The organism is Micromonospora sp. NPDC005710 (assembly GCF_040630995.1).
GTDB lineage: Bacteria > Actinomycetota > Actinomycetes > Mycobacteriales > Micromonosporaceae > Micromonospora.
Window position 1 is genome coordinate 87,171 of sequence record NZ_JBEXYP010000005.1, and the last position, 13,759, is coordinate 100,929.

Sequence of the window (13,759 nt, forward strand, 5' to 3'; positions counted from 1 at the left end):
CAAGGCGTGAAGAGCAAGAGGATCCTCGTCTCCCGGACCGCCGCAGGGTCCTGCCGCAGCATCCGCGAGGCGTTGCAGCGGGCCGAGCACGGCGCGCTCATCATGGTGACGCCGGGCCACTACCCGGAGAACCTGGTGCTCGACAAGGTCGTCACGGTGATCGCCGAGGAGGGCCCGGGCACCGTCAAGATCTCCGCGGCGAGTGGTCCGGCGGTCGTGCTGACCGCCGAATCCGCGGCCCTCAGCGCGCTGACCATCGAGGCGCTCGACGCGGACAGCCCGGCAGTGGCCTTCGAGGCCGGTCAGCTCGCGGTGAGCGAGTGCGAGCTGACCGCCGGCGCCTGGGCGACAGTCTTCGTCCTCGGCCGTGCCGCCCTCACCATGCGGGGCAGCCGGGTCACCAACCAGGCCGGCGCCGGGGTGGTGGTCACCGCCGCGACCGGCAGCGTCCTCGACGACTGCCGCCTCGTCCAGCTCGGCACGTCCGGGGTGGTGGTGGGCGAGAGCGGCGTCCTGCGCATGCGGGCCAGCACCGTGCAGGACGTCGGAGGCAACGGCGTGTGCCTCAACGGGCGCGCCTCCATCGACCTGGAGGACTGCGCGATCATCGGCGCGGCCAAGCCGGCCCTGGCGGTGGAACAACAGGCCGCGGCGGTGATCCGCCGGATGACGGTCACCGGAGGCGACGGCATCGGGGCGTACCTGGCCACCAGTGCAGCGGTGTCCATCGAGGACAGCACGATCAGCGGCATCGGGCACGACGGCGTGTTCGTGAGCAGTAGGTGCGCACCCCGGCTGACCCGGGTGGCGGTGCGCTCACCCGGTCGGCACGGGCTGCGCTTCGTCGGCCAGGCCGCTGGTGTCGTCGAGCGCTGCGCCGTCGTCGGGGCGGGCGCGGCGGCGGTCAGCGTGGACGAACGCTCCACACCCGAATTCAGCGAGCTCGAGGTCGACGGCGGCGCCGACGTCGCGGTGCGGGTCGAGGGCGGCGCCGACCCGTTCTTCCGCCGCCTCCAGGTGTCCGGCTGTGCCGGCACCGCGATCGTGGTCACCGGAGGTGCCCGCTGCACACTCGAGAACACCACTGTGGACCACCCCGGCGGCCACGGGCTCACCGTCGACGCCGCCGCCCGCACGACGGTCACCGGGCTCAGCCTGCGCGGGGCGGCAGCCGTCGGCCTCCACGTCGCGGACGCCGTACTGACCTGCGCCGACGCCGACGTCGCCGGGTCCGGCGGCGCCGGAATCGAGGCCGCCGCCGGGTCGGAGCTGTCGCTCACCAACTGCCGGGTACGCGACAGCCGGGCCGACGGGTGCGTGGTGGCCGCCGGTGGCACCGGCGTCCTCGCCGATTCGGAGTTCGCCGGCAACGCCGGCAACGGCGTCACCATCGCGACCACCGAGCCGGTGCGCCTGACCGGTTGCGCGGTACGCGACAACCGCGGGTCCGGGGTGCGCCAGCTGGTGCCGGGCGAACTGACGGTGGACGGGCTGAACAGTGCCCGCAACGGTGCCCCGGACGCGTACGGCACGACCGCCGCCGGCACCGCCCACGCCGACTCCCCGCCACCGGACCGAGTCGAGATCCGCCGTGCCGGTGACCCGCTCACCGAGCTGCACGACCTGGTCGGCCTGTCCAGCGTCAAGCACGAGGTGTCCTCGCTGATCAACCTCAACAAGATGTCGCAGCGCCGCCGGGAGGCCGGACTCAGCGCCCCGCCGATGGCCCGGCATCTCGTCTTCGCCGGGCCGCCCGGCACCGGCAAGACCACCGTCGCCCGACTCTACGGCGCGATCCTCGCCGACCTGCGGGTGCTGCGGTCCGGACACCTCGTCGAAGTGGCCCGCGCCGACCTGGTTGCCCAGATCATCGGCGGCACCGCGATCAAGACCACCGAGGCGTTCAACCGGGCGCTCGGTGGCGTGCTGTTCATCGACGAGGCGTACACCCTGAGCACCGGCCGGGGCGGCACCGGCCCCGACTTCGGCAGAGAGGCGATCGACACCCTGGTCAAGCTCATGGAGGACCACCGCGAGGACATCGTGGTCATCGCCGCCGGCTACTCCGCCGAGATGCAGCGTTTCCTGGACACCAACCCCGGCCTCGAATCGCGGTTCAGCCGGACCATCGAGTTTCTCAGCTACAGCGCTGCCGAGCTGGTGACGATCGTCGAGGAGCAGTGCCGCCGCCACGACTACCACCTCGACGAGGAGGCGACCGCGTTGCTGTTGGACCATTTCGAGGCCATCCCCAGGACTGGCACGTTCGGCAACGGCCGTACCGCCCGGAAGGTCTTCGAACGAATGGCCGACCGGCAGGCGTCCCGGCTCGCCACCTCCGACCGACTCACCGACGCGGACATGCGCCTGCTCACCGCCGCCGACTTCAGCGCCGACGCATGACGGCAGTCGACCTGCTGGGCGGGCCAGGGCTCACAGTGGTCACCGGCCCGGCCGGCATCGGCCGCAGCCACGCGCTGCGGGTCACCGCGGACGCGGCCGCCCGGCAGGGCGCACCGGTGCTGGCGCTGCGGTTGGCGCCGGAGGACCACGGCGAGCCGTGGTACCTGGCGGGGCGCCTCCTGGCTGCGCTCAGCCCGTCCGGTCGGGCCGTCGAGCCGCCGGCTGCCACTCTCACCGGCCTGCTGCGCCGCCGGCCGGGAATGCTGCTCGTCCTCGACGACGCCCAGTGGGCCGACACCGAGTCGGTGCGGGTGATCGGGGACGCCCTGGCCGACCCGGTGGGCCCGCACCTGCGGTGCCTGGCCGCCGTCCGTACCGGTGGCGGCGCTCCCGTCCCGCGCCCGCACGCCGGCGTCCGGGCCCGGGTCGTCCCGCTGCGTCCGCGGCACCCCGGGGACACCGACGCGCTCGTCGCCCGGCTGCTGCGCGCCAGACCGCACGAGGACCTGGCCGCTGCGGTACGCCGGTACGGCGTCGGGGTGCCCGCAGCGATCGACGCTGTCATCTGCGGCTACCGTGCCGCCGGGCACCTCGTCCGTGCCGACGGTCGCGCCGGGCTGCGCGACCCGGGCGCGGTTCCGGTCATCCCACCCGGACATCAGCTCCTGCGGCCGGTGCACCGGCTCGACCGGCCGGCGCGTGCGGTCGCCCGCGCCCTCGCCGTGCTGCAACCGTTCGGTCCGGCCGCGCCCGAGCTCATCGCGCGGGCCCTCGACCTGAGCGTCGAGGAGGTACGCCGGCATCTCGCCGCGGCACGCACCGAAGGGGTGCTGCGCTGCCGGTCGAGCTGCTGGAGTGTGACCACACCGGCCCTGGCGCTCGGTCTCGTCGCTGCCCGCGGCCCGTACGAGCGACGCCGCGTCGGCCGGGCCGCGGTCGAGGCGCTCCGCACCGACCCGTCCGCCGTGTCCGACCCGCACTACCTGCCCGACCGTCTCGCCGAGGCCGGCAGTTCCGTCGACCCGCAGATGGCGACAGCGCGGCTGCGGGAGGCCGCGACGGCCGGCGCGGGCCGGTCACCGGCCGACGCGGCGCGCTGGTGGGCCGCCGCCGCCGACCTCAGCGGCTCGGCCCGCGACCAGGTGCAGGCCGCCCTGAGCCAGGCGACTGCCGCGCTGCGACGAGGGCTCCGCGACGAGGTGGCCCGGATACTCGAGCCGGTACTGGTCGGGCACGCCGACGACGTCACCCCGGCGCAGCGCGCCGACGCCGCAGCCCTGCTCGCCGGCACCACACCGGAGCCGGACGCCGAGGGGCGCGACAGCGCAACGGGCCGGGATCGGACGCGGCCCACCGCGTCAGACGATCGGCACGGGGACCTCGGATCGGGACGGCTGCCTCTGCCCGACCGCTGCCGCCTCGACTTCCGGGCCGGGCGGTGGACGGCCGCCCTCGACGGGGCCATCCTCGCCGAGGCCGCCGGCCAGGCCGGACCGGCCGGAACCGGCCCGCCGGTCGCCTGCGTCGCAGCCCTGGTGCTGCTCGGTCAGGGTCGACCGAACCGCGCCCGTGCCGTGCTGGACGCCGCCGCCGGCCACCCGTCGCACCTGCTGGCGCCGGCCCTCGCCGACCTGCACCGGGCCCTCGGTGACCCACCAGCGGCGGCCCGTACGGTGCACGCCGCGCTCGACAGGTCCGCCACCGCCGAGCTGTGGGTGCTCGCCGCCGAGATGGCCGCGGAGCACTGTGACCCGGGCGCCGCGCGGGCCGCACGGGAGGCGTCGCTGTCTGCGTACCCGGCGGTCGTCGTCCGGATGGTCGTCGACCGGGACGCCGACGCGGCGGCCGAGGCGGTGGCGCGGGCGCGGGCGCTGAACGAGCCGTACGAGCTGGCACGCACACTGGAACGCGCGGTGCGCTGGTCGGGGCACGACCCCGCGGCGCTCGCCGAGGCGTACCGGATCCTCGGCGGCCTCGGGGCTCTGCTGCACCGGTCCCGGGTCCGGCAGCTCGCCCGCGAACGCGGCGCCCCGGTCGCCGGCCGCGCCGAGACCGTCGCCGAGAGCGACATGCTGCTCGCCGTCCTCGTCGCTGACGGGCTGTCCAACCGGGAACTGGCCGCCGCGACGCAGAACAGCGAGAAGAGCGTCGAGGGCCGCCTGAGCCGCCTGTTCGCCCGGACCGGTTACCGTTCCCGGGTCGAGCTGGCCACCGCGGTGCTGGCCGGGACGTTCGAAGCCGGAACCGCCACCCTCACCGCCGGTCCGGCGCGATGAGGCTGGACAGCGACAGCTCGATGCCCTTGGCCCGGGGCCGCCAACGACCGTTCTCGGCGTGCAACACCCGGTCCACCATCGTCCGATCGAAGTAACGGCCGGGCAGCAGCATCGTCACTCCGTCCGCGACCAGCTCGGGCAGCCGCGACCGTACCGACGTCAGCCCGGCCAGCGCCGCCGCGCTGGCCACCACGTCGACCGCGCGGTTCGCCGCGACCTGGAGCCGGACCAGCCGGTGGCCGTCGCGGACGGCGGGACGCCGGGCCAGCAGCACCAACAGGTCGGCGACAGTGCCCGTGGTGTCCGGCCGGTCCGGGACCACCGCCCACATGCGCGCGCCGCGCGGCGCGAAGACGACCTCGTTCGGCAGGCCGTCGGTGCCGTGCCGGGCACCCCGGCAGCGCAACGTCAACGGGTTGCCGGGCAGGTCGACGGGGTCTCGCGGTTGCCCGGCCTCGTCCACCCGCCAGCCCTGCTGAAGGCGGGCCAGGTCCAGCCAACCCGCGGGCAGCAGGAAGGTGCCCTCGGTGGCCTGGTGGCGCAGGTCCGCGGGCAGGTCGTCGCCCACGCGGCTCAGGTCCACCGCGCCACCCGCCTCGACCCGAAGGTGCAGCAGGTGTCGCTGCGGTCCGGTCCGGGCCAGTGGACCGCCGGTCAGATGGGCGACCAGGTGAAGATTCGCCGACGGCACCCCCTCGACAGCGACCCGCTGCGCCGGCCACGGCGACGAGAGCCACAGCCGTACCGGCACGGCGTTGACCTCCGGCCGCTCGGTCAACCACCGGACCGCGTGCGGCCGGCTGCCGCGCGCGGACACCGTCAGCGGCGGGCGTGTGCTGGGCGGCGGCAGCGGGCCGGCGGCCTCCGGGGCCATCGCCGCCGGCTCCGCGACGACCACGGCGTCGGGCCCGGGCCCGCTGGTCGGCTGCCGCAGCGGAACCAGCCAACCGTCCTCGTTGCGCCAGCGGCCACCCTCCGGGACCGCACCCACGTCGGCCGCCCGCTGCCAGCGTGCCGGGAGTCGCTGCTCGTCGACGGCTCGCGGCAGACCATCCTGTACGGACACCACCGCGCCGGGTGCGAGGGTCCACACCTCGACACCCAACTCGTCCTCCAGCACCCGCAGGTGCTCGTGCAGGCCGTCGGCCCGCTCCGGTGGCACCGGGGTGAGCAGCATCAGGTCACCGCCGTGCCAGCCGGACATCTGCAGCAGCCGGCGAAGCTGCGCGGTGCCCGCCGCCAGGACGCTGTCGTCGCCGTGGCGCAGACCCAGCCGCCCGTCCTCCATGATCGTCAGGTCGATGAGGGTGAGACCCGGCTCGGCGCTCAACTCCCGGTACCTGTTGCGCAACGCGACCTCACGCCGTTGCGACACGCTCATCAGCGCGACCTCGCCGGCGGAGGCGATCGTCACGCCGTCGGAGGGAGTGAGCCGCCCGTCCAGGTCGGTGTCGAAGACCGCCGCACCCGACGCGTTCGGGGGGCGGACCGATCGCCACGGCACCGCCTGCCCCGATCGATCCCGCGCGGCCAGGTCCCGGCACCCTCGCAGCAGCACGGCTTCCGCGCCGACCGGCGGTGTCCACACCGTCGCACCGGTCGCCGCCGCGAGCGCGCGCACCTGGTCGTCGAGCAGCCGCTGCTCGGCCGTGTCCAGCGGCCACCGCAGCCACAGCCGTAGGTCACCGCCGTGGAGCGGGATCGAGGACAGCGCCGCGGCGACCTCGTCGGCGCCGTGCACACCGGCGCGCCCCCGATGGGTGGACAACACGAAGCCGCCGCCACGCGTGGCGAGCGCCACGGTGACCAGATCAGGGTGAGCGGTGCCCAGCCGGGCCGCCGCCGCCCGCCGCACCACGTAACCCTCGCGGTCGGCGAACTCCAACCCGTTGGGCAGGGGCAGGGTGACCAACCCGCCGCGGTGCAGGACCAGGCCGCCCGCCAGGTCGTACCAGCCCGGCAGTTCGGTACGCAGCGATGCCGGCTGGACCAGCACCCAGTCGACCACCTCGCCGCTCGCCCGGTTCACCGGCATCGCCTCGGTGCGCCCCCCGGCCGCCGGCGTCGGCTGTACCGTCGCCCCCGCCGGGGTCACCAGCACGTCGCACCCCAGCGCCTCGGCCAGCCGGCCGAACAGTGCCGCCTGCCGGGCGCCGTCGTCCATCAGCACCCGCAGGTCCTGTTCACCGGCGCCCGCGGTCCGGGCGAGATCGGCCAGGGCGTCGACGGTCAGCGCCGCGCCCGGATCGTCCGGCAGGGCCAGCCCGCCCTCGTCGGAGCGGACCAGGGCCAGGTCCGCGAGACCGGGCACCGGGGAGGGCCGGTCGTCACTGTCGCGAGTCGGCGCGTCCGACGCGGTCTCCAGGGTGCGGGATTGTCGCATCAGCTCGCCGACCCTTCTGCCATCGCGTGTACGGACCACCGCGCCTGCGGGGCCTCACCGACCACCACGGGGATGGTGCGGTGTGCGGAGGTGGCCAACGACCGCCGCTCCCGCCACAGTCTTCCCGCCGACGCCCCCGGGCAGAAGACCACCCGTAGCGCCCGCGCGTCCAGCCCCGCCAACTCGTCGACGGAACTCAGGCGGTGGCACCGCTGGGGTAGCGGCTCCCCACCCAGGGCGTCGGCGACCACGACGACGTCCACTGTCGGGGCGAGTTGGGCGAGCAGCCGTACGCCCAACCGTTGACACGCGTGCTCGTCGCCGCCGAGGGTGAGCACGTCGGGAGCGGCGGCCAGATCCACCCACAGCCGGCGGCCGTGGTGCTCGCCGAGCACCACCGGAACCGTCGACGGTGGCGGACGCCAATCCTCTTCGAGCCAGCCGTAGGCCGAACCCCAGCGCGCCGGCCGGGCGCCGATCAGCCGCACGGTCATCGGGGCCGCGTCGGTGTCCAGTTCGGTGACCAGGGGAGGGAACCAGCCCGGCGCCGTCGCCGCCAGCGAGCCGATGCCGGCGACCCGTTGCAGGTCACCGGTCGGCAGCGCGATGGCACGTCGCAGCCCGGTGACGGCCGGCGCGGGTGTCTCCGCTGTCGGTTCGACCGAGGCCCGATCACCGTTCGGCGGGGGTTCGGCGGGCGTCTCCGGCGACTCGACAGGGATCAGTCGGGCGGTGGAGGCGGGTAGGTCTTCCGCCGCCGGCCGGGGCGCGGGGAGGGCAGCCGCGAGGGGCGCGGACACCCGTGTCGGCGCCGTGGTGGGCGTCAGCGGTGTCACGGGTCGGGGCGCGGCGACCGGTGGTGGGCTGACGGGTTGCGGGGAGGCGAGCGGCGTCGCGGAGGTCGGCGGTGGCGTGGGCTGCGTCGGGGCCGGCCGGGGCCGTACGCCGGGTTGCGGTTGCGCGGGTCGCGGCGCGGATGGCTCCCGCTCGGCGGCTGGGCGCTGCTCGGTCTGCGGCACCGCCGGGTGGGGGACGGTGGGCTGCGGGTCCACAGGTGGTGGCGTTGCCGGAGTCGCCGGCTGACGAGCGGTCGGCGCCGGGGTCGGCGGCTGCCGGCGGGGCCCGGACACGACGGGCACGGTGGGCGGAACCGCTGTGGGCGGCGCGCCGGCGGGTTGCTCGGTGGTGGACGGTGTGGCGGGGGTGTCGACGGGCTCGGTGGCGGCCGGTGGGTGCGGGGTGTCCGGCGGCGCGTCGGGCGGGCCCACCGAGGTGAGTCGGGGCAGGGTGGGCGGTGGGGCGTCCGGTCCTGCCAGAGCCGGCGGCCGGGAGGGCGCGGGCGCGGCGGAGGGGCGGGTGGTGACCGGTGGCCCGGGAGTCGTCTCCGGCGTGGACGGCTGAGGGAGAAGTGGCAGCCTGGTGGTGACCGCCGTGGCGGGCGGGGTGACAGTGGCGGCGGCCGTCCCCGTTGTGCGCCGGCCACCCGCCGTTTCGGGGCCGGGACCGGCTGTCGCCGGGACGCGCCGGCCCCGGCGTAACAGGAGTGGCACCGCCAGCGCGGCCAGCAGCAGCGCGGCCAGTGTGGCGAGCAGGCTCGGGGACAGCCCACCCTCATCGGCCTCCGGCCGGGCCTCGGCTGTCGCCCCCGTTGTCACGGTGGACGGCGGGTCGCTGGGTGGCGCGACGGACGGCAACGGCCCGGTACGCACACCCGGGCCCCGGGCGTCGTCCGGGAGCAGCAGGATCCAGCCGGGTTCGACGACCGTCGGGTCGCTCATGACGCGTCCGTCGGGCTGCGGCCGTCCCCGGTTGAGGTCGAAGATCTCGCGGTACCGCTTGCCGTCGCCGAGGGTCTGGGCGGCGATGGCGAAGAGGAACTCACGCTGGCTGTCGACCGGCGCGCCGACCACGTAGAACTTGGTGGTGGCGCTGGTGGGCGCGGGTGCCGCGTAGGCCGCGGGGGTGGAGAGGATCGAACCCACCATCAGGAGCACCGCGAACACCACCCCGGTCAGGACCGCGATCGTGTTCCCACGATCTGTGGCCCGGATCGTGAACAGCCGAGCCCTGCCGTCCGTTTCCATGGTGAGCTCCTGAGTGTGGAGGCATTATGAGCGGAATTACACCGTATTCGTCCGGCGAGAGCAATGGTGCCGACCGATGCCGTGCCGCCGTCGTCGAGATCGGCGAGCAGGTCGAACGACTACGAGTCCAGCTTGGACGGCTCGACCCCGAGCGACTGCGGATGACCCCCCTACGGTTGCAGGCGCTGCTCGTCGGGTTCGACATCTACGCCCGGATGCTCGACGACGCGTTGAACGACATCGTCACCGACCTCCTGACGACAGCCGCGCCGTCGGGCCGTGATCTGGAGTCGGCAGCGGGAGAGAAACGATGACCGACACACCGTACGAAGCAGATCCGGTCTCCGCCATCGGTGAGCTGACTGCCGGTCTCGCCGACCGGTTGGCCACGCTGCGGCGGATGGTGGAACCGGTGACCACCGCCGCTCCGACCGCCGAACAGGCCGCGCTGCGCCCGTCGCACGAGTGCGCCATAGCGGTGGACGGACTGCTCGGCCGGACCGGCATCCTCACCCTCATCGGCGGCGCGCTGGAACTCAACTGGCCGGTCGGTCACGGGGCCCGCTGGGACGCCGACGTGACGCCGGGGCCAGCCGGTGAGTGAGATGCGCTGCGAGGACGCCATGATGCGGGCGAATGTGAGCCTGCTCACCATCGGCCGGGTCAGCGACGCCGAACGCACCGAGGTGGCGAGCCACCTGGTCGCCTGCCCGGCCTGCCGGTCCGAGCGCGACGACATCGCCCGGGTCGTCGACCTGCTCGACGTCCTGCGGTCCGCGCCGCCCGCCCGGCCGGCTGCGCCCTCGACCGCCGCCGCCGCGCCGCTGCTGCTCCGCCCACCGGCACACCAGTTCGGCGTGCCGGGCGCCACGGTGGGGGCGCGAGCGCCGTCGTACCCGCTCGCCCTCGCGTCCGTCCCGGCGGCCGTTGCTCCCCGGCCGGTGCCGCCGCCCCGGCTGCCGCGCCCGGCCTCGCTGACCACCCTCCCGCCCCGACCGACCACCGGCCGGCTCTCCATCGGCCCGCACTCACACCGACGCCCCCGCCGCTGGTCACCGGCGGTCGCGGTCTCGTCGGTCCTTCTTCTCGCGGCGGTGTCCGCCGGCACCACAGTGCTCTACCGCGCGTCCCTGGCGAATCCGCCGGGCCCGATCGTGGCGACCGCCGCGTCGCAGGACGCGGCCGGGGTCGACCTGCGCGCGGTGGTGCGCGGCGGCACGAACAGCCTGGGCGTGGAGCTGACGGTCGGCGGCCTGGTCCGGGACACCCCCTACCAGGTGTACGCCGCCACCGTGGACGACGAACTGCGCCTGCTCGGCGAGATCACCGGCGGCCCCGGGCCGGTCCACTGGTCCGGGGCGGCGGACCTGCCGGTCGACGATCTCGCCTACCTGAGCGTGTCCGACGCCGGAGGCGCGGTGGTGGCGATGGCGACAGTCGTTCGCGGCGCACCGACGCCACTGTGACGTGGAACACATGCCTCGGATGAGGGCGGTTTACCCAGGTCCCGGTCCTCAGTGGAGTTCGGGCCCTTCAGTAAGGTGTCGCCATCCGTGAACCCGGCATTCGGCGGCGTCGTTATGGTTTCCGTGGATCAGGTCACCGCGCAGGCGGCGTCCGGCGAGTTGGCTCGGCCTCCGGCGAACGACGAGGCGCTCGGGGTCGCGTACCGGACCCATGGTCCCGTCGTGCTCAATTACCTGTCGCGGATGCTGCTGGGCAACCGTGCGCTGGCCGAGGACATCCTCCAGGAGACGCTGGTCCGCGCCTGGAACCATCCGGAGGCGCGCACTGCCGACGGTCAGTGGAGCCGGGGCTGGTTGTTGACAGTCGCGCGGCGCATCGCCATCGACCACATCCGGTCGGCTCAGGGGCGTACGACCGAGGTGCTCGACGAGCGCATCGCGGACCAGGAGGTGGCCGAGGACGACGTCGACCGGCTGCTGAACGCGCGGACCGTCCGGGAGGCGGTCGCGTCGCTGCCCGAGCGGCTGCGCGGTGCTCTGATCGAGATCTACTTCCGGGAGAGTTCGGTCGCCGAGGCGGCCCGCAACCTGTCCGTCCCAGAGGGCACTGTGAAGTCCCGGACGTTCTACGCGTTGCGGGCGCTGCACGAGGAACTGGTGAAACGTGAATTCACGCTCTAGGGCGGTGGCGCTCCGATCGACACGCCGGTCAGTGGTGACCGCGATGGTGGTCGCGCTGCTCGCGGTGCTGACGTCGACCACCCCGGCCACGGCCGCGGTCGACGAGTACGTGCTGTACGCCACTGTCACGACGAGCGGCTCGGGCAAGGGGCAGACCCTGACCGACCTCGCCGGGCGCTACCTGGGCGACACCGGGCGGGCGGACGAACTGTTCAACCTCAACAGCGGCCGCCGGCAGCCCGACGGCAAGGCGCTGACCGACCCGGACCGGTTGACTCCGGGGTGGTACGTCGTGCTGCCCTGGGACGCTGTCGGGCCGGGTGTGCAGTACGGCGTTCTGCCGACCCGGCCACCTGACCCGTCCGCCCCGGCCCCCTCCACCGGGCCCGGAAACCCGCAGGCCGTTCCCGACCCGCTGCCGACGTCGCGGCCGGGCGGCAAGTGTGTGGCTGCCACCGTCGCCAGCGACCGGTCCACCTGGGCCACCACCCGGCTGGCCGCGGACCGGGTGTGGCCGCGCACCAGGGGCGCCGGGCAACTGGTGGCAGTGGTGGACTCCGGGGTCGACGGCCGGCTTCCGCAGTTGACCGGCCGGGTCGCGCAGGGCGCGGACCTGGTGTCCGGTGGCCGGCGCGGCGACAGCGACTGCCTCGGCACCGGCACCGCGATGGCCGGGCTGATCGCCGCGAACGCCCCGTCGGGCGGTGGCTTCGCCGGGATCGCACCCGACGCGGTGGTGCTGCCGATCCGCATCGTCACCGACGGCAAGCCGGTGGGCCCGGCCGACCAGGCCACCGCCATCGAGGTGGCCGCCTCCGCAGGCGCCACAGTGATCGCCCTCGGTGACCACGTTGCCGTCACCGACGAGGGCGTACGGCGGGCGATCGAGCAGGCGCTGTCCCGGGACATCGTGGTGATCGCTGGTGCGCCGGCCGGCGCGGAGAACGCGGGGGCGGCGGAGCTGCTGCCGGAGTACCTGCTGCTGGTCGGCGGGGTGAGCGCCGACGGCAAGGCGGCCGAGGAGTACGCCACGGACACCGTGGACGTCGTCGCGCCCGGTGTCAACGTCTCCAGCCTCGGCATCACCGGCACCACGGGGTTCGTCGGCAGCGGCACGCGGTACGCGGTGGCGCTCGCCGCCGGCGAGGCGGCGCTGGTGCGGGCCGCGCACCCGCGACTGTCGGCGGTCCAGGTGGCCCGCCGCATCGTCCTGACAGCGGACGGGATGGGCGGAGCGCCGACCGGCAGCCCCTACGGTCACGGGATGATCGACCCGGAGGCCGCTGTCGTCCGCGACCTGCCGGACGAGACCGAGTCGGTGCCACCGGAGTCGGCCGGCACCAGCGGTGGCGTCGCCGGCGCCAGCACCGTGGCGCAGATCGCCATCCTGTTCACCATGGTGGTGGCAGTGGTGGCCGGTGCGGTGCTTGTCGTCCGGCTGCGCCGCTCCACCCGGCGTCGCGACGACGGTCCCGACGAGCAGAGTGTCGCCGCCGAACCCGCCAGTGCTCCCGAACCGGAGACGTCGGCACCGAACGGCGGCGGACGATGAACCCCCGCACCGCTGAACCGGCACCCGGTCGCACTCGTTCTCCAGGTGGCAGGGGGACGTGCGGACGGGGGGCGACCAGGGACATGAGGATTTGATGCCCAGTGGGCGATATCGGATGTGACGAGCCGGAGGTGCGCGGCAAGATCGCGCTCTACGTCGCCGGCCGGATCTCGGGCAGTGAGCAGTGGGAGGTGGAGGAACACCTCGCCCACTGCGCCGACTGTCTGGAGGAGAGCCGGATCCTCGGCGACGCGGCGCTCGCGCTGGCCATCCTGGGGGAGAAGGACCGGCGTGAGTTGGTGGCCTCCTTCGGTGTGCCGATCGCCGTGACGGCGCGGCACGAGGGCGCGCGCCCGGCGGCGGCGTCCGCGCCACCGTCGCGCGACGGCCGCGCGGACCGACGCCCGGCGCCCCGGCCACCCGGCACGACCCGACCGCTGTCGCGTTCCGGCAGGGTCCGTCGCCGAAAGCCGCTGCTGGCCGCGGGCGGCCTGGTGCTCGTCGTCCTGCTCGCCGTCGGAGGTGTGCTCGGCAGGTCCCTCCTGGTCGACGCGCCGCCACCGGTCGCGCTCGTCGCCGACTCCGGAGGCAGCGCCAGCGGGGCCGTCCTGTCGGTGACGGTGTCGCCGGACGGCGGCGACGCCGCCGTGCGGGCCACCGTGTCCGGCCTGGAACCGGGCCGAAGCTACCGCTTCTACGTGACCGACGTGGCCGGCAACAGCCACGACATCGCGGGGTTGACCGGAACCGGGCAGACCCAGGACCTCACCGGCGCGTGCCCGGTGCCGATGGACCGGTTGGAGCGCTTCAGCGTCACGGCCTCCGACGGCGCGCTCGTCGTCGCCGCGACGGTACGCCGCAACGGCACCACACCAGCCCCGCCCGGTTAAACATTCGACAACTCTCGGTTGCGA

10 protein-coding genes are annotated in these 13,759 nt (G+C 74.6%); 8 read left to right on the forward strand and 2 right to left on the reverse strand.

Features of this window, described 5'->3' with window-relative positions; translation table 11 throughout:
* The first annotated feature begins 6 nt into the window (after positions 1–6).
* The gene (locus tag ABZ406_RS08665) at positions 7–2,403 is read left to right on the forward strand and encodes a right-handed parallel beta-helix repeat-containing protein (RefSeq protein WP_357757475.1); all 2,397 of its coding nucleotides are present in this window, start codon (positions 7–9) and stop codon (positions 2,401–2,403) included.
* Positions 2,400–4,679: a hypothetical protein gene (locus ABZ406_RS08670; protein WP_357757477.1), complete on the forward strand. Its 2,280-nt coding sequence runs from the start codon at positions 2,400–2,402 to the stop codon at positions 4,677–4,679. The genes ABZ406_RS08665 and ABZ406_RS08670 overlap by 4 nt, the downstream gene beginning before the upstream one ends.
* On the opposite strand, the gene ABZ406_RS08675 is transcribed toward ABZ406_RS08670, so the two are convergent.
* Both ABZ406_RS08675 and ABZ406_RS08680 read right to left on the reverse strand, forming a co-directional pair.
* Complete coding sequence (locus ABZ406_RS08675) at positions 4,657–7,062, reverse strand: hypothetical protein (protein ID WP_357757480.1); 2,406 nt, start codon at positions 7,060–7,062, stop codon at positions 4,657–4,659. The two genes, ABZ406_RS08670 and ABZ406_RS08675, sit on opposite strands and share 23 nt — an antisense overlap.
* Positions 7,062–9,146, reverse strand: coding sequence for a hypothetical protein (locus tag ABZ406_RS08680; RefSeq protein WP_357757483.1), 2,085 nt, complete (start codon positions 9,144–9,146; stop codon positions 7,062–7,064). The genes ABZ406_RS08675 and ABZ406_RS08680 overlap by 1 nt, the downstream gene beginning before the upstream one ends.
* Before the next feature lie 26 nt (positions 9,147–9,172).
* On the opposite strand from ABZ406_RS08680, the gene ABZ406_RS08685 reads away from it, so the two are divergent.
* From ABZ406_RS08685 to ABZ406_RS08710, 6 genes are all read left to right on the forward strand, one after another.
* Entirely contained in the window at positions 9,173–9,460 is a 288-nt protein-coding gene (locus ABZ406_RS08685; protein ID WP_357757486.1) for a hypothetical protein, read from the forward strand.
* Complete coding sequence (locus ABZ406_RS08690; protein WP_357757489.1) at positions 9,457–9,750, forward strand: hypothetical protein; 294 nt, start codon at positions 9,457–9,459, stop codon at positions 9,748–9,750. The genes ABZ406_RS08685 and ABZ406_RS08690 overlap by 4 nt, the downstream gene beginning before the upstream one ends.
* On the forward strand, positions 9,743–10,612 hold the full coding sequence (locus ABZ406_RS08695; protein ID WP_357757491.1) for a hypothetical protein: 870 nt from the start codon (positions 9,743–9,745) through the stop codon (positions 10,610–10,612). The genes ABZ406_RS08690 and ABZ406_RS08695 overlap by 8 nt, the downstream gene beginning before the upstream one ends.
* A gap of 123 nt (positions 10,613–10,735) precedes the next feature.
* Positions 10,736–11,293 (forward strand): sigma-70 family RNA polymerase sigma factor, encoded by a 558-nt coding sequence (locus ABZ406_RS08700; RefSeq protein ID WP_357757494.1) that lies wholly within the window; start codon positions 10,736–10,738, stop codon positions 11,291–11,293.
* Between the two features lie 4 nt (positions 11,294–11,297).
* Positions 11,298–12,845 (forward strand): S8 family serine peptidase, encoded by a 1,548-nt coding sequence (locus tag ABZ406_RS08705; protein ID WP_357757497.1) that lies wholly within the window; start codon positions 11,298–11,300, stop codon positions 12,843–12,845.
* Between the two features lie 101 nt (positions 12,846–12,946).
* Positions 12,947–13,735: a zf-HC2 domain-containing protein gene (locus tag ABZ406_RS08710; protein WP_357757500.1), complete on the forward strand. Its 789-nt coding sequence runs from the start codon at positions 12,947–12,949 to the stop codon at positions 13,733–13,735.
* Positions 13,736–13,759 lie beyond the last annotated feature (24 nt).

Bases quoted from the DNA above. Each gene is read 5' to 3' on its own strand.
- ABZ406_RS08670 (WP_357757477.1), top strand. From the start codon at position 2,400: ATGACGGCAGTCGACCTGCTGGGCGGGCCAGGGCTCACAGTGGTCACC.
- ABZ406_RS08675 (WP_357757480.1), bottom strand. From the start codon at position 7,062: ATGCGACAATCCCGCACCCTGGAGACCGCGTCGGACGCGCCGACTCGC.
- ABZ406_RS08680 (WP_357757483.1), bottom strand. From the start codon at position 9,146: ATGGAAACGGACGGCAGGGCTCGGCTGTTCACGATCCGGGCCACAGAT.
- ABZ406_RS08685 (WP_357757486.1), top strand. From the start codon at position 9,173: ATGAGCGGAATTACACCGTATTCGTCCGGCGAGAGCAATGGTGCCGAC.
- ABZ406_RS08690 (WP_357757489.1), top strand. From the start codon at position 9,457: ATGACCGACACACCGTACGAAGCAGATCCGGTCTCCGCCATCGGTGAG.